Annotated in this window: 16 protein-coding genes and 1 riboswitch; of the genes, 11 read left to right on the top strand and 5 right to left on the bottom strand. The window is 69.0% G+C overall.

Translation table 11 applies throughout. The features are described from left to right. The first annotated feature begins 991 nt into the window (after positions 1-991). The 4 genes from ABD866_RS00140 to ABD866_RS00155 all read left to right on the top strand — a co-directional run bounded on the left by ABD866_RS00140 (position 992) and on the right by ABD866_RS00155 (position 4,165). The gene (locus ABD866_RS00140; protein WP_345059944.1) at positions 992-1,465 is read left to right on the top strand and encodes a MarR family winged helix-turn-helix transcriptional regulator; all 474 of its coding nucleotides are present in this window, start codon (positions 992-994) and stop codon (positions 1,463-1,465) included. Positions 1,466-1,521: 56 nt separating this feature from the next. Beyond that, a complete protein-coding gene (locus tag ABD866_RS00145) occupies positions 1,522-2,058 on the top strand; it encodes a VOC family protein (RefSeq protein WP_345059947.1) in 537 nt (178 codons plus the stop codon). A 9-nt stretch (positions 2,059-2,067) separates the two neighbouring features. Further along, positions 2,068-3,399 (top strand): fumarylacetoacetase, encoded by a 1,332-nt coding sequence (gene fahA / locus ABD866_RS00150; protein WP_345059951.1) that lies wholly within the window; start codon positions 2,068-2,070, stop codon positions 3,397-3,399. Positions 3,400-3,652: 253 nt separating this feature from the next. Then, positions 3,653-4,165: an Rrf2 family transcriptional regulator gene (locus ABD866_RS00155; RefSeq protein ID WP_345059954.1), complete on the top strand. Its 513-nt coding sequence runs from the start codon at positions 3,653-3,655 to the stop codon at positions 4,163-4,165. A gap of 43 nt (positions 4,166-4,208) precedes the next feature. Here ABD866_RS00155 and ABD866_RS00160 read toward each other — a convergent pair whose 3' ends face one another. The 3 genes from ABD866_RS00160 to ABD866_RS00170 all read right to left on the bottom strand — a co-directional run bounded on the left by ABD866_RS00160 (position 4,209) and on the right by ABD866_RS00170 (position 5,501). Continuing rightward, on the bottom strand, positions 4,209-4,622 hold the full coding sequence (locus ABD866_RS00160; RefSeq protein WP_345060267.1) for a VOC family protein: 414 nt from the start codon (positions 4,620-4,622) through the stop codon (positions 4,209-4,211). 80 nt (positions 4,623-4,702) lie between these two features. Then, complete coding sequence (locus ABD866_RS00165) at positions 4,703-5,077, bottom strand: hypothetical protein (protein ID WP_345059957.1); 375 nt, start codon at positions 5,075-5,077, stop codon at positions 4,703-4,705. Positions 5,078-5,126: 49 nt separating this feature from the next. After that, positions 5,127-5,501: a TraR/DksA family transcriptional regulator gene (locus tag ABD866_RS00170; RefSeq protein WP_345059960.1), complete on the bottom strand. Its 375-nt coding sequence runs from the start codon at positions 5,499-5,501 to the stop codon at positions 5,127-5,129. A 189-nt stretch (positions 5,502-5,690) separates the two neighbouring features. Between ABD866_RS00170 and ABD866_RS00175 the strand changes: the two genes are divergently transcribed. Continuing rightward, positions 5,691-6,569 (top strand): enoyl-CoA hydratase/isomerase family protein, encoded by an 879-nt coding sequence (locus ABD866_RS00175; RefSeq protein ID WP_345059962.1) that lies wholly within the window; start codon positions 5,691-5,693, stop codon positions 6,567-6,569. 34 nt (positions 6,570-6,603) lie between these two features. Here ABD866_RS00175 and ABD866_RS00180 read toward each other — a convergent pair whose 3' ends face one another. Continuing rightward, positions 6,604-7,260, bottom strand: coding sequence for a glutathione S-transferase family protein (locus ABD866_RS00180; protein ID WP_345059965.1), 657 nt, complete (start codon positions 7,258-7,260; stop codon positions 6,604-6,606). A gap of 145 nt (positions 7,261-7,405) precedes the next feature. On the opposite strand from ABD866_RS00180, the gene ABD866_RS00185 reads away from it, so the two are divergent. The 6 genes from ABD866_RS00185 to ABD866_RS00210 all read left to right on the top strand — a co-directional run bounded on the left by ABD866_RS00185 (position 7,406) and on the right by ABD866_RS00210 (position 13,931). After that, entirely contained in the window at positions 7,406-7,762 is a 357-nt protein-coding gene (locus ABD866_RS00185) for a DUF2946 family protein (RefSeq protein ID WP_345059967.1), read from the top strand. Positions 7,763-7,938: 176 nt separating this feature from the next. Then, a complete protein-coding gene (locus ABD866_RS00190; RefSeq protein ID WP_345059969.1) occupies positions 7,939-10,338 on the top strand; it encodes a TonB-dependent receptor in 2,400 nt (799 codons plus the stop codon). A 29-nt stretch (positions 10,339-10,367) separates the two neighbouring features. After that, complete coding sequence (locus ABD866_RS00195) at positions 10,368-10,928, top strand: YcnI family copper-binding membrane protein (RefSeq protein WP_345059971.1); 561 nt, start codon at positions 10,368-10,370, stop codon at positions 10,926-10,928. A 135-nt stretch (positions 10,929-11,063) separates the two neighbouring features. Then, positions 11,064-11,627, top strand: a complete 564-nt coding sequence (locus tag ABD866_RS00200) for a copper chaperone PCu(A)C (RefSeq protein WP_345059974.1) — start codon at positions 11,064-11,066, stop codon at positions 11,625-11,627. A 158-nt stretch (positions 11,628-11,785) separates the two neighbouring features. Next, a complete protein-coding gene (locus tag ABD866_RS00205) occupies positions 11,786-12,607 on the top strand; it encodes a PhaM family polyhydroxyalkanoate granule multifunctional regulatory protein (protein WP_345059976.1) in 822 nt (273 codons plus the stop codon). A gap of 31 nt (positions 12,608-12,638) precedes the next feature. Continuing rightward, on the top strand, positions 12,639-13,931 hold the full coding sequence (locus tag ABD866_RS00210) for an FIST signal transduction protein (RefSeq protein ID WP_345059978.1): 1,293 nt from the start codon (positions 12,639-12,641) through the stop codon (positions 13,929-13,931). Positions 13,932-14,580: 649 nt separating this feature from the next. Here the strand turns inward: ABD866_RS00210 and ABD866_RS00215 are convergent. After that, entirely contained in the window at positions 14,581-15,912 is a 1,332-nt protein-coding gene (locus ABD866_RS00215; protein WP_345059980.1) for a D-amino acid dehydrogenase, read from the bottom strand. 88 nt (positions 15,913-16,000) lie between these two features. After that, positions 16,001-16,110: riboswitch (glycine riboswitch) on the bottom strand. Between the last annotated feature and the right edge of the window lie 15 nt (positions 16,111-16,125).

Here is a 16,125-nt window from a genome sequence, read left to right on the forward strand (position 1 = left end):
GCGCCCTGGGGGCGGCGGTGTGCAGGCGCCAAATCAGGATCGCCTGCGTTCCGCTCGCAAGGGCCGCGCTCCCAACGGGAGCTCCAGGCGGTTTCGTCGAGTGGCAGATTTCATCTGCGCGCGATGGAGCGATGCACTTTCACAGCCGCGTGCCGGCGGCGACCCGGACAGCGGCCCCCGTGTAAGCGCAGCCCGTGTGGCGAAGGGCATTGCGCTCCGCTGGAGTCGACAACGTTTCGGCGGCATACCCTCTGGCCTTTGAGTCGATGGTCTTGGTAGGCGTTGCTATGCTATTTGTAGCAAGAAGTGACGCGCTGATAAGCACAAACACTCAAATTGGCCATGCCGTCCCTATTCGGCTTGTAGCGTGGAAGAACGGGCCTTCATCACCCGCCACAGCACCAGCTGCCATGGACTCCGAGCGCAGCCTTCGCCACGGGTCCAAGGCTCGGTAGCCCGCGCCGCCGCGGCATTCGGGCAGTCGAGTGGCCCACCGTCTCCGCCTTGAATCACCCGCTGTCACTGGCCGCTGACAACTTGGCCATGGAACTCAAAGGTTGCGTTCGCAACCACTAGGGAATACCATTGGTTGCGCTAGCAACTAAATGGGCCAGAATTTGGCCTACGTCCCGTGCCGCATCGCGCCAACTGCCTGCCGGTGGACGGTCTTTGCCGCTGTACCTCCCTGCTCAGATCCTTCCAAGCGCCCCATGCCTTGCAGACCCTTGTCGCACTTCACGCCACAACCGTCGCCGCCACCCTGGACTCGCGAGGCGCAATGCCGTGTGCGGGCGAGTTGGCGGGCTTGTGTCGCCCTGACGCGCGGTGGGCCATCCCTGGGCACGGGCCCTTGCGCAGCCACGGAAGGCCGCGTCGCCCGCCTGCGGGGACGACTACTCGCGGGCCATACCCGCGTTTCAACCAATTCCGTCGGCAGGTGTGCTCCGCATCGCTTGGAGCGCAGAGCGCTGCTGCACCGAGGGGGGCGCTGATGTCCATCCACACCAGGCCGCCGCTGGAGCGCATGCTCACCTACCGGCTGCACCAGCTGCACAAGCTCACCGACCTGCAAAGCCAGCGCGCTTACCTGGATGCCACCGGGCTCACCCTCAGCGATGCGCGATGCCTGACGACGATCGGCAGCTTCCAGCCCTTGTCGATCAACCGGCTGGCGCAGATGGGCAACCTCAACAAAGGCCAGGCCAGCCGCGCCGCGCAGTTTCTGGTGGATCAGGGCTGGGTACGCAAAAGCGACAGCCCAGACGACGGCCGGGGCGTCGTGCTCACGCTGACCGCTGCGGGGCAAGCGCTGTTTGACCAGACCATGGCCGTGGTCGCGCAGCGCAATGCCGACATCTTCGGCTGCCTCGCGGCCGATGAACAGCGCCTGCTCAGCCAGATGTTCGACCGGCTGATTGCGCACGCGCAGGGCGCAGCGCCAGAGCAGCCCACCGACCCGGGTTGACCCGTCCGACTTTCCCCATTCCCCGCACCCATCCTTCACCCCCCAAGGAGACTCCCATGCTGATCCAGCAGATCCACCACGTGGCGTACCGCTGCCGCGATGCCAAAGAAACCGTCGAGTGGTACCAAAAGCACCTCGACATGAAGTTCGTGCTCGCCATCGCCGAGAACGAGGTGCCTTCGACCAAGGCCCCCGATCCGTACATGCATGTGTTCCTCGACGCAGGCCAGGGCAACATCCTCGCGTTCTTTGAGCTGCCGAGCCAGCCGCCCATGGACCGTGACCGCAACACCCCAGCCTGGGTGCAGCATTTGGCGCTCAAGGTCGATTCGGTCGATCGCTTGCTGGAAGTCAAGGCGCGTCTGGAGGCCAGTGGCATCGAAGTGGTGGGCCCGACCAACCACACGATCTTCAAGAGCATCTATTTCTTCGACCCCAACGGACACCGCCTGGAGCTGGCCGCCGACTGCGGCACCCCTGAGATGTATGCGCGCCTGGACGAAGTGAAGTGGGACATGCTCAACGAATGGGCGGCCACGCGCCGCGCGCCCACGCATGCGGCCTGGATGCACGACGGCAGCGCGGACCACTGAGGAGCGCGCATGCACACCATTGCTCTGAACGCGACCCACGATCCGTCTGCACGCAGCTGGGTGGCGTCGGCACAGGCCGAAGGCACCGACTTTCCGATCCAGAACCTGCCCTATGCGGTGTTTCGCCGCCGTGGAGAGGACGCCGCCCGCTGGCGGCTGGGCGTGGCGATTGGCGACCAGATTGTGGACTTGCGCGCCGTGGCTGCACGCGCGCCCTGGCATGGCAACGCCGCGCAGGCGCTCCAGGCCGCGGCAGCCGACAGCCGCCTCAACGCGCTGATGGCGCTCGGCTCCGAAGCGGCATCGGCCCTGCGCCGCGCGCTGTTCGACGCCCTGCGCGAAGGCGCAGCCCAGCAGGCCGTCACCCCGGCCGATCTCGTGCCCCAGGCCGACGCCGAATACGACGTGCCCGCCCGGATTGGCGACTACACCGACTTCTACACATCCATCCACCACGCGACCAACATCGGCCGCCAGTTCCGACCCGACCAGCCGCTGCTGCCCAACTACCAGTGGGTGCCGATCGGCTACCACGGCCGCGCCTCCAGCGTGGTGGTGTCGGGCCAGAGCTTTCGGCGGCCGGTGGGGCAATCCATGCCGCCGGGCTCGGCGCAGCCGCAGTTCGGAGCGAGCCGACGGCTCGACATCGAGCTGGAGCTGGGCGTGTTCATCGGCGCCGGCAACGCGCTGGGCGAGCCCGTGCCGCTGGACGCCGCCGAGGACCATGTGTTTGGCCTGTGCCTGCTGAATGACTGGTCGGCGCGGGACCTGCAGGGCTGGGAATACCAGCCGCTCGGCCCCTTCCTGTCGAAGAACTTTGCCACCACCGTATCCCCCTGGGTGGTGACGATGGAGGCGCTTGCGCCCTACCGCACGGCCTGGGACCGGCCGCAGGACCATCCGCAGCCGCTGCCCTACCTGGAGTCGGCCCACAACCGGGCCGCAGGTGCGTTCGACATCCAGCTGCAGGTGGACCTGTCCACGCCGCGCATGCGCAGCGCTGGGGCGGCCGATGCGACCATCTGCCGCACCAGCTACCGCCATGCCTACTGGACGCTCGCGCAGATGGTGACGCACCACACCGTCAACGGCTGCAACCTGCAGCCGGGCGACCTGCTGGGCACTGGCACCCTGTCGGGCCCCACGCTGGACCAAGCCGGGGCGCTGATTGAGCTCACCCTGGGCGGCAAGCAGCCGCTGCAGCTGCCGGACGGCGAGCAGCGCGTGTTCCTGGAAGACGGTGACCGCGTCACGCTGCGCGGTTGGTGCGAGCGCTCGGGGGCCGCGCGCATTGGCTTTGGCGCCTGCGCGGGTGAGGTGCTGCCCGCGCGCAGCATTTGAGCGAACGGCCCGGCGGGCCTGCCCCGCTGGGAGGGGGGGCAGGCCGGCCGCCGCCCCTAGGCCGCACTGCATGGCCCAGGTCGAACGCGCTCCGTGTGCGCCTGAGGTGGTGAGACTTCGAAAAAACGGAATTGTTGATGACGATAAATCGAATAAATAGAAGCGTCATCGGCCCTACAGTCGAGCCCATGCCCCCAGGCGTGGCTTGCAAAGCCTGGGATTCCGTGAAGAAGAACCGCCGAAAGGAAGCACCATGCGCATCACCACCCGAGGACAGTTGGCCGTCTCTGCGATGACGGACCTGGCGCTGCACCAGCAACTGCGCCCCGTCGCGCTGTCGGCCATCAGCGCGCGCCAGCGCATCTCGCTGTCGTACCTGGAGCAGCTGTTCAGCGCCCTGCGCAAAGCCGGTCTGATCGAGAGCACGCGCGGCCCGGGCGGCGGATACACGCTGGCCCGCCCGCTCGCGCAGATCTCGGCCGCCGACATCGTGCTGGCTGTGGAAACGCTGAACGGCGACGAACTGGGCACCGAGCGCGCAGCCGCGCGCGAGGCCACGGGCGAGCTGTGGACGGCCTTCCACGCCCGCGCTATCGAATACCTGCAGTCGGTCACGCTGCACGATCTGGTGATGCAGCACCGCGCGCGCCAGGCCGAAGCGCCAGAGCCAGCCCAGGCCACGGCAGCGCCGCGCGCTGTTCGCCTGCGTCCGGGCGTGCCGAACTCGGTGTTCGCGTTGGGTTCGATGGCGCTGGCCCGCAAATAAGGCGAGCCCTGGGCGGTGGCGTGCAGCGCACGCCACACCCCGCTCAATGCTCGTACACCTGGGCCAGGGACGCGAAGCCCTTGATCTCGATCGGGTTGCCGCTGGGGTCGTGGAAGAACATGGTCCACTGCTCTCCGGGTTGGCCGGCGAAGCGGACCTGCGGCGGCATCTCGAACGCCACGCCTGCGTGCTGCAGACGTTGCGCCAGGGCCTGCCATTGCGGCAGTTCCAGAATGGCGCCGAAGTGCGGCATGGGAACGCGGTGATTTCCCACCAGGCCGGTGGCGGCCGTGGGGAACGGTGTGCCCAGGTGGGCGGAGATCTGGTGGCCGAAAAAGTCGAAATCCACCCAGGTGTCGGTGCTGCGCCCTTCGGTGCAGCCCAGCACGTCGCGGTAGAAGCGGCGGGTGGATTCGAGGTCTGTGACGTGGAACGCCAGGTGGAACAGGCTGCGCATGCGGGCCAGCATAGCAGCCGTGCCGTGGCCCGGCGCGCTGGGGGCATTCCCCGCGCCTGAGGGCCACAGGCGCTCGCGCGTCAGGCCATGGACGGGTCGGCCGCCATGTTGTCGAACTTGCGGAAGAACTGGCGTGCCATGGCCACGAGCTGCGCGTCGGTCGGGTGGTCGGCGGGCAGAGAGTCCACCACCGTCTTGGCCACAGCGGGCTGGTGGCTTGCGCACCAGTCGCGGAACTGGTTGCGGGCCAGGCCCGGGCCGGTCAGCAGCACCTCGTGCGTGCCGGCCAGCGCCTTGGCCACATCACCAAAAAACGCGGCGTGGTCGCCCGACTTGCCCTGGTGCTTGTGGTGGCTGCGCGAATGCACGCGCTGGGACTCGACGTGCTCGCGGTCGAACATCAGAACGTGGGCGTCGGAATGGTCCATCCAGACCACGGCGTGGAAAGTGCTCATACGGTTCTCTTTCGTGGGTTGATACAGGGTTGGAGCGGGCCTGGTGCGATCAGGCGTGCTGCAGGTGTGGGCGCTCGGCGGCTTCCTGGCAGCCCAGGCAGCGGGCCGCCTCGGGCGTGGCCTGCAAGCGCGCGGGGGCAATGTCGGCCCCGCAGTCCACGCATTCGCCATAGGTGCCTGCGGCAATCCGCTGCAGCGCGGCGTCGATCTGCGTGAGGTGCGCGGTTTCGTGCTCGTCGATGGCGAATTCCAGATCGCGCGCGGTGAGCATTTGCGCCTGCGATTCCTGGGCTCCGGCAAAGTGCTCGGCAGCGGCCTCGGCGCGGCCGATGGTGCCACCGCGCTGTGCGGCGATCTGGGTGAGCAGCGCAGCCTGCTGCGTGCGCAATTGCTGTTCGTAGGGGGCGGCGGTGGTGCGGTCCATGGGGGGCTCCAGTGCAATCGGGCGGGATTCCGGCGGACCCGAAGCGTCGGGTCCATGGCTTCATCATCCGCCTGCAGCCCCGGGTGGGCGTTGACGTAGCTCAAGAGTCGCAACGGAGCGGGCCTAGCCCACACGCCGTGCGCAGAATGGCCGTACGCGATACGCCGTACGCCCCTTCGGAGCCTGTCCATGAACGCCGATGCCCCTTCCAGCCCGCCTTCCAGCCCGGTCGCCAATGACGCCGCAGTGCGGGCCGCCCTGGACGCGCGCTATGCGGCCTACACCACGCTGCGCATCAGCCGCCGTGGCCCGCAGGGCCGGGTGCTCGATGTGCAGATGCGGGCGCTCAACGGCAAGCTGCCCACGGCCGGGCATGTGGGTCACCGCGAGCTGTGCCACATCTGGCGGGACGTGGCCGACGACCCGGGCGTGCGCGCCGTGGTGCTGCGTGGCGAGGGGCAGGGCTTTTCCGGCGGGGGCGACCTGGCCATGGTGGAAGACCTCACGCGCGATGCCCAGGCGCGACGCCGCGTGTGCCGCGAGGCGCGCGACCTGGTCTACCAGCTCCTGCATTGCGAGGTGCCCATCGTTTCGGCGATCCACGGCCCGGCGGTGGGTGCGGGCCTGGTGGCCGGGATGCTGGCCGATGTGTCGGTGGCGGCGCGGCAGGCGCGCATTGTGGACGGCCACACGCGCCTGGGGGTGGCGGCGGGCGACCATGCGGCCCTGGTGTGGCCGCTGCTGTGTGGCATGGCCAAGGCCAAGTACCACCTGCTGCTGTGCGAACCGCTGACCGGCGAGGAGGCCGAGCGCATCGGCCTGGTGTCGCTGGCGGTGGACGAAGCCGAACTGCTACCGCGCGCCTACGCCGTGGCCGACCGGCTGGCCGAGGGCGCGCAGGGTGCGATCCGTGCGACCAAGCTCGCGCTCAACCAGTGGTGGCTGCAGGCCGCGCCGGTATTCGAGGCCTCGCTGGCGCTCGAATTCCTGGGCTTTGCCGACCCCGAGGCGCGCGAGGGCGTGGCTGCGCTGCGCGAGAAGCGGCCGCCGCGCTTTGATGTGCTTTGAGGCGCGCTGAGGCCGACGCCGTGCAGCCGCTACATCAGTCTTTCTTGGGCGCGTAGCGCGCCATCATCAGCGCCAGGCTCGCCTTGCGGTCGGCCTGGATGCGTTGCACCAGCGGCCGCTGGGCCATGCGGGCCAGGTAGTCGGCAGCGGGCAGATCGGCCAGCACGTCGCGCCCGCACACGATGCGCGAGGCCGAGGCCACCAGCGGCAGGTGCGTGATGGCCGCGCAGTCGGCCAGCGTGAACTGTTCGCCCGCGATGAAGGGCGTGTCCCAGCGGGCCAGGCGTGCAAACGCGGCCACGTTCTTTTCGAGCTGCGCGCCCACCTTCTGGCGCACGCCTTCGCTCACCGTGCCGCCAAAAAACGCCTGCGGGTAGAGGTTGCGCGCCACCAGCTCCAGGTGCAGGTCGAGGAACAGGTGCAGCTCGCGCACCTTGGCCGCGGCGTACGGCGCAGGCGGCAGCAGCGGCACCTGCGGGTAGGCCTGCTCGATGTATTCAAGCATCACAGCCGATTCGCACAGCGGCCCCTCGGGCGTGATGAGGTAGGGCACCTTGCCCAGGGGCGAGGCGGCCAGGTCGGTTTCGTCCGTCCAGACCTGGCGCTCCTCGAAGGGCACGCCTTTCTCGAGCAGGGCCAGCTTGACCTTGTTGTAGTAATTGCTGGCCGAAAAGCCGCAGAGCGTCAGCATGGTGGGTCTCCTTCGTTGGATGGGGTGTGCGCATGCTAGGTGCCCCGGGCGGGCGGAGCCGTCACCTGCATGACGGCCCCCGTTGCGCGGGGGCATCCAGCGCACTGCACCGGCCGTTGCGCGGGTGCCCCTACAATCGCGCCCCATGCCGCCGCTTGCCCGAATCCGCTTCCTTGCCCGCCTGGTGCTGGCCTGGTTTGCGCTGTCGCTGGGCGTGGCCGTGGCCTCGCCGCTTGTGCATCCGCAGGCCATGGAGCTGGTCTGCTCGGGCTCGGGCGCGATCAAGCTCATCGTCAAGACCGACGATGGCGCGCAGGAACTGGGTAGCCACACGCTGGACTGCCCGCTGTGCGTGCACCTGGGCGCACCGCCGCCCGCCACCGTGGCGGCCGTGCCGCCGCCCCACCCCCTGGCCCATGCGCTGGGCACGATTGCCGCAGCGCACATTGCCGGGCGCATCGGTGCGCCGCTGCCGCCGCGCGGGCCACCATCGTTCCTCTAAATCTGCTATTGATTTGATAGCTGCTCGTGCTTGATATATCGGCACGAGCGGCTGTTTTGATGTGGATTTCGCGACGCTGCGCCCTGCGCAGGCCGTGCCGAAGCCCGTGGCGCAGCGCCGCAGGCACCGGGCCGGGCCTGGCGTACGCCGCAGCACCCGCACCCTGAGGAGTGCCCATGCACCTGAAACCCCTTTCCCTGGCTGCGGCCTGCGCAGCGCTGGCCGCCATTCCGGCCGCCGCCCAGACCCTGGCGACCGAGATCGCCCAGGCCGCTACCCCGGCGGCCGCGGCCACCGTCACCTCCCCCTCCGGCACTGCCGCGGGCGCAGCCGACACCGCTCCGGCCTCTGCGCCTGAAGCCGCCACCGCCCCGGTGCGCGAACTGGGCATGGTCACCGTCAGCGGCGGGCGGCCCACCTCGCTGCCCACGCAGATCCCCACCACCATCGAGGGTGTGACGCGCGAGCAGATCACGCACGCCATTAACGCCACCGACAGCGAGGACGCGCTCAAGTACCTGCCCAGCCTGCTGGTGCGCAAGCGCTACATCGGCGACTACAACCACGCCGTGCTGTCCACCCGCGCCTCGGGCACGGGCAACCCGGCGCGGTCCATGGTGTTTGCCGACGGCATCCTGCTCTCCAACTACCTGGGCAACGGCCCCACCAATGCGCCGCGCTGGATGCTCGTCACGCCCGAAGAGATCGAGCGCGTGGACGTGCTCTACGGCCCGTTCTCGGCCGCGTATGCGGGCAATTCGGTGGGCGCGGTGGTGGACTACGTCACGCGCATGCCCACGCAGTTCGAGGCGCACGGCAAGGTCAGCGTGCAGCACCAGCCCTTTGATCTCTACAACACCCAGGCCACCTACGGCGGCCACCAGATCAGCACCTCGGTGGGCAACCGTTCGGGGGACTGGTCGTGGTTCCTGAACTTCCAGAAGACCGACAGCGAGGGCCAGCCGATGGTCTTTCCGACCCGCCTGGTGTCGGCGGGTGCGCTGGGCAGCGCGGGCACGCCGGTCACGGGAGCGGTGCTGCAGCCCAACCGCAGCAACCAGCCTTGGTACTTGCTGGGCACCGCCACGCAGTACCGCACGCAGCAAGACCACATCAAGGCCAAGATCGCCTACGACGTCTCGCCCACGGTGCGGGCCGCCTACACCCTGGGCTGGTGGCACAACCAATCCGAAGGGCGGCCCACCAGCTACCTGCGCGATGCGAATGGCAATGCCGTTTACAGCGGCACCGTGAACATCAACGGCCGCTCGTTCACGCTCGCGCCCAGCGACTTCAACGTCTCCAATGAAGACATCACGCACTTCATGCACGGGCTGTCGGTCAAGAGCCATACCAAGGGCGTGTTCGATTGGGAAGTGGCCGCCAGCCTGTACGACTACCAGACCGACACCCTGCGCGCCGCCACCGTGGCACTGCCGGCGGCGCTCAATGGTGGGGCCGGGCGCATCGTCAACAACAAGGGCACGGGCTGGAACACCCTGGCCGTCAAGGGCACCTGGCGCCCCGATGGCCTGCAGGGCGCGCACATTGTGGACTTTGGTCTGCAGCGCGACAGCTACCGGCTGCGCACCATCGAGAACGCCACGACGAACTGGATCAGCGGTGGTGCCGGTGCCCGCAACCAGGCCTTCAGCGGCGATACCCAACTGCTGGGCCTGTGGGCGCAAGACACCTGGAAGATCGCGCCGAAGTGGAAGGCGGTGCTGGGCGCCCGCGCCGAGCGCTGGAGCGCCAGCAACGGCCAGACGGCCAACGCCACCACCACGGTGAACCACGGCGAGCGCAACGAGACGTATCTCTCGCCCAAGGCGGCGGTGGCCTACCAGGCCAGCGACCTGTGGGTGCTCAAGGCCTCCACCGGCCGTGCCGTGCGCATGCCCACGGTGTCCGAGCTGTACCAGGGCGGCATCAACGCCAACGGCACGCTCATCAACAACGACCCCAACCTGAAGCCCGAAAAGAGCTGGACCACCGAGCTGACCGCCGAGCGCGACCTGGGCAATGGCTTGCTGCGCCTGACGGCGTTTTTCGAGCGCACCCAAGATGCGCTGTACTCGCAGACCAATGTGCTCGTCACTCCCAACGTGACCAACGTGCAGAACGTGGACGCCATCCGCACCAAGGGCATTGAGCTGTCGTACCAGGCCGCCAACGTTTTTGTGCGCGGCCTGGAGCTGGGGGGCAGCCTGACCTGGACGGACTCCAAGATCACGAAGAACGACAAGTTCCCCGCCAGCGTGGGCAAATGGCAGCCGCGCATCCCCGAGTGGCGCGCCACTGCCGTGGCCACCTACCGGCCCGACGACAAATGGTCGTACACCCTGGGCGCACGCTACAGCGGTCGGCAGTACAGCACGCTCGACAACACCGACGTGAACGGTTTTGCCTACCAGGGCGCGAGCCGCTACTTCACCACCGATGTGCGCGTGCGCTACCAGATCACACGGCAGGTCAGTGCCGCCGTGGGCATCGACAACCTGAACAACTACCAGTTCTGGAACTTCCACCCCTACCCGCAACGCACCTACATGGCCGAGCTGAAGGTGGATCTGTAACGCCCACACGATTCGAGAAAGACCTATCCATGCCTTCTTTTGCTATCAAAAACGTAGCTGCTTGTGCTCTACTTTGCTCGGCTCTGGCCGGTTTTGGTACTGCCCATGCCCACGTGGTGCTCGAATACCAGGTGGCCCCGGCGGCCAGCAGCTACAAGGCCACCTTCAAGGTCGGCCACGGCTGCAGCGGCTCGCCCACGCGTGAAGTGTCGGTGGACATTCCGGCGGGCATGCGCGGTGCGCGCCCCATGCCCAAGCCGGGCTGGACGCTGCGCATCGACCGCGCGCCGCTGGCCCAGCCGTACACCAGCCATGGCCGCGAAGTGCGCGAAGACGTGGTGCGCGTGACCTGGACCGCCCGCACGCCCGAGGACATGCTGGCCCATGCCCACTACGACGAGTTTGTGCTCGTGGCCACCACGCCCGCGCAGCCGGGCATGCTGTACTGGCCGGTGCGCCAGGTCTGCGAAAGTGGCCGCCACGACTGGACCGAGGTGCCGCGCGCAGGCCAGAAGCTGCACGACCTGAAGTCCCCCGCCGCGGCGCTGGAGGTGATGCCCGCGGGCGCGGCCGGTGGGCATGCCCACTGAGGGCCAGCCCCGCGCGCAGACCGCCCGTCCATCTCCGTTGAACCCTGCGGCCCGTGAGCGGTCCATCGGGCCATGCCCGGTGCCGCCGGTGGCCGCCACCCCCATGTTTGTGTTGTTGATCAGGAGCCTGTTGCCATGAACCCTCTTTCCCGTCCGACCCGCCGCATCCTCGCCCGCGCCGCGCTGGCGCTGGCCGCCAGTGCCAGCCTGTCGGTGGCCATCGCCCAGACCGCCGCCCCGGCCGCTGCCCCCGTGGCCCAGGTCGAAGGCGCCTGGGTGCGCGCCACCGTGCAGGGCCAGAAAGGCACCGGCGCATTCATGAAGATTACGGCCCCGCAGGGCGCGCAGCTCGTGGGCGCGCAGTCGCCCGTGGCCGGTGTGACCGAAGTGCACGAGATGAAGATGGAAGGCGACGTGATGAAGATGCGTGCCATCCCCGCGCTGGAGTTGCCCGCAGGCAAGCCGGTGGAACTCAAGCCCGGCGGCTACCACGTGATGCTGCTCGACCTGAAGGCTCCGCTGGCCAAGGACAGCACCGTGCCCCTGACGCTGCGCCTGCGCGACGCCAAGGGCGCTGAGAGCACGCTGGCCCTGCAGGTGCCGGTGCTCACCGCCGCGCCGGGCGGCGCTGCTGCCGGACATGGCCACGGGCACGGCCATTCGGGCGCGGGCTCGCAGATGGACAAGCACCGCCACTGATCGCCTTCGCCCCGCGCCACCGCCGCAAGCGTCCTGGTGGGCTGCGGCGGTGCGCCGTGCGACGGGGCATGCCGCGCAGGGTTGGCCCGCTTCGCGCCCCCGCGGCCTTGGGGTAAGCTGTGGCGAACCGTCCCAGCCACCCCCCTCGCGGAGCGACCATGAGCGATACATCCTCCTTCGGTTTCGGCAAATTCGTGCCCGGATTCGACTTCTTGCAGAACCTGGCCAAGGGCGCAAGCCAGAACATTCCGCAACTGCCGAACCTCTCGCACTGGGTGGCCCCCACCATCAACGTCGAAGAGCTGGAAAAGCGCATCGAAGAACTCAAGGCCGTGCAGTTCTGGCTGGAGCAGAACTCCCGCGCGCTGGCCGCCACCATCCAGGCGCTGGAAGTCCAGAAGATGACCCTGGCCACGCTCAAGGGCATGAACTTCAGCATGGGCGACGTGGCCAACGCCTTCAAGCTCAAGACGGCCGACGCCGTGATCGGCGGCGTGCACAAGGCGGCCGACACCGTCAGCAGCGCCGCCGAGGCCGTGGCTGGCGTGGCATCGCGTGTGACTGGCATGGGCCAGACCGAGGCCGAACCCGAGGCGGCCCCTGCCAAGAAGACCCCCGCCAAAAAGTCCCGCACAGCCGCCAAGGCCGAGCCCGCGCAGGTGGTGGACCCGATGCAGTGGTGGGGTTCGCTCACCAGCCAGTTCCAGCAGATTGCCGCCAGCGCCATGAAGGACGCGGCGCGGCAGACCGCCATCGACACCACGCGCAACATGGCCACCGGTCTGGCCAAAGAAGCCCTCAAGACCGCCACCGGTATGGCCAGCCAGTTTGCGGGCAAGGCCGTGGCCAAGGCGGCCAAAGCGCCCAAGGCCGCCGCCAGCGCCAAGCCCGCAGCCAAGGCCCCGGCAGCGCCGCGCAAGAAAGCCGCCTCCAGCACCCCGCGCAAGGCCGCTGCCCCGCGGCGGCGCACCAGCGGCTGAGCGCCGCGCGCCCGGCCAGGAGTCCTGACGCATGAAACTGTTTCCGAGCGCCCACGCCACCCATCCGCAGTGGCGCATGGCGCTGGCCCTGGTGGTGGCGCAACTGCGCGCCCAGATGGCGCTGCCGCAGTACGCGAGCGCTCCCAGCCTGGGTCTGCTCTACATCACCGACCACTACGCCGCCGAAGCGGCCGCGGTGCTCGACAGCCTGTCGGCCGAGCTGCCCGAGGTGACCGACTGGAGTGGCACCGTGGGCGTGGGCGTGTGCGCCAACAACGCCGAATACTTTGACGAGCCCGCGCTGTCGGTGCTGCTGCTGGATGTGCCCGCGCACCAGTACCGCGTGTTCTCGGGGGTGTCTCCGCTGCCTGCTGCCCACGCGGGCGGCTTTGCCGCGCACACGGCACTGCTGCATGCCGACGGACACACGCCCGATCTGGCCGAGCTGATTGACGAGATGGCCGCGCGCACCGACACCGGCTACCTGTTTGGCGGCCTGGCCGCCAGCCGCGGCGCAAGCGTGCAGTTTGCGGTGGCGGGTAACGGCAACCTGCGTGGGCAGGGCGCGGCCAGCGGCGTGTTTGCGGGCGGCCTGTCGGGCGTGGCCTTTGCGCGCGACGTGGCGCTGCTCTCCCGCGTCACGCAGGGGTGCCAGCCGGTGGGGGCCGAGCACACCGTCACCGCCGCGCACGACAACGTGGTGCTGGCACTCGATGGCGATCCCGCACTCGACGTGCTGCTGCGCACGCTCGATGTCTCGCTCGACGGCGACCCGCAGCCTGCGCTGCGCAAGGTGCGCGCCACGCTGGCAGGCCTGGCCGATGCGCCAGCCATGGCCGACGCACCCGCGCGCCGCACCGGGCACTTTGGCACCGACACCCGCGTGCGCCACATCATTGGCCTGGACGGCGCGCGCCGCGGCGTGGCCCTGGCCGACCATGTGCAGCCAGGCATGCGCCTGACCTTCTGCCAGCGCAACGTGGCCGCTGCGCGGGCCGACCTGATGCGCATCTGCGCCGAAATCCGCGAAGAGCTGGAGCCCGAAGAACTGCTGGCCGTCCCCGCGGCCGACGTGGGCGCGCCGCCCGGGGTGCAGCAGTCTCCGCAGGGGCGACGCATTTGTGGCGCGGTGTACGTGAGCTGTTCGGGCCGTGGCGGCCCGCACTTCGGCGGCCCGAGTGCTGAGCTGCAAATCGTGCGCCATGCGCTGGGCGACGTGCCCCTGGTCGGCTTTTTTGCGGGCGGCGAGATCGCCCACCAGCACCTGTACGGCTACACCGGCGTGCTCACGGTGTTTGTGGACGACGCTGCGGCCGAGGTCTGACCCCCCCTGCGCGCAGTCCAGGGGCGCACCACGCAGTCACTCCCAGGGTTTGAGGCAGCTTGGGGGCAGCCCCCAAGCCGTGTGCGCAACGCCCACAGCCCCCGCGGTGGCTGCGGCTGTGCCTTGGCACCCACCGCGCTGCACTGTGCAGTGGTTGCGGATGGGGCTTTGGTCCAGTGTGGGTGCCGGGGCGGTGAGCCGCCACGGGCCGGGCGGGGCCGTAGGCCAGCCGGTGAACCGGGCAGGTCGCCGATGCTGCAAGCGCCAGGCCGGTGTGCGCGCCGAATCCTGCGCCGCGCGTGGCCTGCATCACGCCGGCCAAGTCTTTGCTCGTGCTCGCCGCGACCGTTGGACCCGTTGCCACGAACCGGACCGCCTCCACTGCGCTGCGCAGGATCGAATGCGCCGCCTTGCGGGCCACAGGCTGGACACGCTGTAGGCGTGCGCGCCGGTGCCCCTCAGGCACCACGCACGCACACCGCAGCAGACGTCCATGCCGCAGGCCCGTGAGCGCTTCTCGTCATTTCCCTCTGACGGGAAGGACTATGCCCGAGGTCCTTGTAGCGTGCATACGGGTGTTGCGTGTTGCCAGCGGCTTTTACATTTGCTCACGGCGCAACACGCTGCGACATGGCAGCGTGCCCAGGCCTCAGCCCGCCGCGCGCGCGGGCGTGCCCAGCGTGTGCACCGGACGGCCCTGCACGCCGCCCAGAAACGCAAAGTCCACCTCGGGCACGCGGCCGCTGATGATGTCGGCCAGCGCGCGGCCCGAGCCGCAAGCGTGCGTCCAGCCCAGCGTGCCGTGGCCGGTGTTCAGGTACAGGTTGCCCACGCGGCTCTGGCCAATCAGCGGCACGTTGCTGGGCGTGGCCGGGCGCAGGCCCGTCCAGAACTGCGCTTGCGAGGCGTCCGCCGCGCCCGGAAAGAGCTGCTGTACGCGGCGCACAATGGCCTCGCAGCGTACGGTGTTGAGGTGGCGGTCGTAGCCGTTGAGCTCGGCCGTGCCTGCAATGCGCATGCGGTCGCCGCGCTCGCTGGTGTAGCGCGAGAACACGAGCTTGAACTCGTCGTCGGTCAGGCTCACTTCGTAGGCGCGCGAGGGGTCGATCACCGGCATGGTCACCGAATAGCCCTTGGCCGGGTAGATCGGCAGGCCCAGCCCCAGCGGCGCGGCCAGCAGTGGGCTGAACGAGCCCAGCGCGAGCACATAGGCGTCGGCCTGGATGCGCTCGAAGCGGCCCTCGGCGTTGGTCACTTCCACATGGTCGATGCGGCGGTCGGCCCCCGTGCCTGTGGTGCGCAGCGCCGTGATGTGGTGGCCCAGGCGGAAGCGCACGCCCGCCTGTTCGCACACCGCGGCCAGGCCGCGCACGAACTGGTTGGCATCGCCCGATTCGTCTTCGGCCGTGAAGGTCGCTCCGGCCAGCTGCGGGCGGATCGCGGCCAGCGCAGGCTCGATTTGCACGGCCTCGTCGGCCGAGATCACGCGGCGCTCGCAGCCCAGCGCGCGCATCTGCTCGGCCGGGGCCAGCGCACCTTCAAATTCCTTCTGGTTGGTATAGAAGTGCAGGATGCCCTGCGTGCGCTGGTCGTACTGCAGGCCGGTGGCAGCGCGCAATTGCTGCAGCGACGCGCGGCTGTAGGTGCCCAGGCGCACGATCTGCTCGATGTTGTGGCGCGTGCGGCCCGGCGTGCAGTTGCGCAGGAAGGACAGGCCCCAGAGCCATTGGCGCAGATCGGCCCGCAGGCGGAACAGCAGCGGCGCATCTTCCTGGCCCAGCCACTGCAGCACCTTGAGCGGCGCGCTCGGGTTGGCCCAGGGTTCGGCGTGGCTCACCGAAATCTGCCCGCCGTTGGCAAAGCTGGTTTCCGCGCCGGGCGTGGCCTGGCGGTCGATGACGGTGACCTCGTGGCCGAGTTGCTGCAGGTAGTGGGCAGAGGTGACGCCGAGCAGACCGGCGCCGAGAACGGCGATGCGCATGATGGGAGCCTTTCAGGGGTCTCGTGCTGGGCAGGCAAGCACGAGCAGCTATCAAATCGATAGCGTGCAGCGGGCGTGCCAGCCAGCTGCCGCTCCCCCTGTCCTTGGTACCTGAGAGATTCACCGCAGGCCCCGCATGGGCCACGGCTTGCTCCTTCGGTGCGCCACGCACGGTGGCGGCTCTCCAGACGGCAATGTGTTGGGTGCAGTACG

Source organism: Acidovorax lacteus, from assembly GCF_039540375.1.
Taxonomy (GTDB): domain Bacteria; phylum Pseudomonadota; class Gammaproteobacteria; order Burkholderiales; family Burkholderiaceae_C; genus Acidovorax_G; species Acidovorax_G lacteus.

What these genes read in the sequence shown, in the direction of transcription:
- ABD866_RS00215 (WP_345059980.1), bottom strand. Translation starts at nt 15,912, where the DNA reads ATGCGCATCGCCGTTCTCGGCGCCGGTCTGCTCGGCGTCACCTCTGCC.
- ABD866_RS00195 (WP_345059971.1), top strand. Translation starts at nt 10,368, where the DNA reads ATGCCTTCTTTTGCTATCAAAAACGTAGCTGCTTGTGCTCTACTTTGC.
- ABD866_RS00145 (WP_345059947.1), top strand. Translation starts at nt 1,522, where the DNA reads ATGCTGATCCAGCAGATCCACCACGTGGCGTACCGCTGCCGCGATGCC.
- ABD866_RS00205 (WP_345059976.1), top strand. Translation starts at nt 11,786, where the DNA reads ATGAGCGATACATCCTCCTTCGGTTTCGGCAAATTCGTGCCCGGATTC.
- ABD866_RS00185 (WP_345059967.1), top strand. Translation starts at nt 7,406, where the DNA reads ATGCCGCCGCTTGCCCGAATCCGCTTCCTTGCCCGCCTGGTGCTGGCC.
- ABD866_RS00180 (WP_345059965.1), bottom strand. Translation starts at nt 7,260, where the DNA reads ATGCTGACGCTCTGCGGCTTTTCGGCCAGCAATTACTACAACAAGGTC.
- ABD866_RS00160 (WP_345060267.1), bottom strand. Translation starts at nt 4,622, where the DNA reads ATGCGCAGCCTGTTCCACCTGGCGTTCCACGTCACAGACCTCGAATCC.
- ABD866_RS00165 (WP_345059957.1), bottom strand. Translation starts at nt 5,077, where the DNA reads ATGAGCACTTTCCACGCCGTGGTCTGGATGGACCATTCCGACGCCCAC.
- ABD866_RS00170 (WP_345059960.1), bottom strand. Translation starts at nt 5,501, where the DNA reads ATGGACCGCACCACCGCCGCCCCCTACGAACAGCAATTGCGCACGCAG.
- ABD866_RS00155 (WP_345059954.1), top strand. Translation starts at nt 3,653, where the DNA reads ATGCGCATCACCACCCGAGGACAGTTGGCCGTCTCTGCGATGACGGAC.
- ABD866_RS00175 (WP_345059962.1), top strand. Translation starts at nt 5,691, where the DNA reads ATGAACGCCGATGCCCCTTCCAGCCCGCCTTCCAGCCCGGTCGCCAAT.
- ABD866_RS00200 (WP_345059974.1), top strand. Translation starts at nt 11,064, where the DNA reads ATGAACCCTCTTTCCCGTCCGACCCGCCGCATCCTCGCCCGCGCCGCG.
- ABD866_RS00210 (WP_345059978.1), top strand. Translation starts at nt 12,639, where the DNA reads ATGAAACTGTTTCCGAGCGCCCACGCCACCCATCCGCAGTGGCGCATG.
- ABD866_RS00190 (WP_345059969.1), top strand. Translation starts at nt 7,939, where the DNA reads ATGCACCTGAAACCCCTTTCCCTGGCTGCGGCCTGCGCAGCGCTGGCC.
- ABD866_RS00140 (WP_345059944.1), top strand. Translation starts at nt 992, where the DNA reads ATGTCCATCCACACCAGGCCGCCGCTGGAGCGCATGCTCACCTACCGG.
- fahA (WP_345059951.1), top strand. Translation starts at nt 2,068, where the DNA reads ATGCACACCATTGCTCTGAACGCGACCCACGATCCGTCTGCACGCAGC.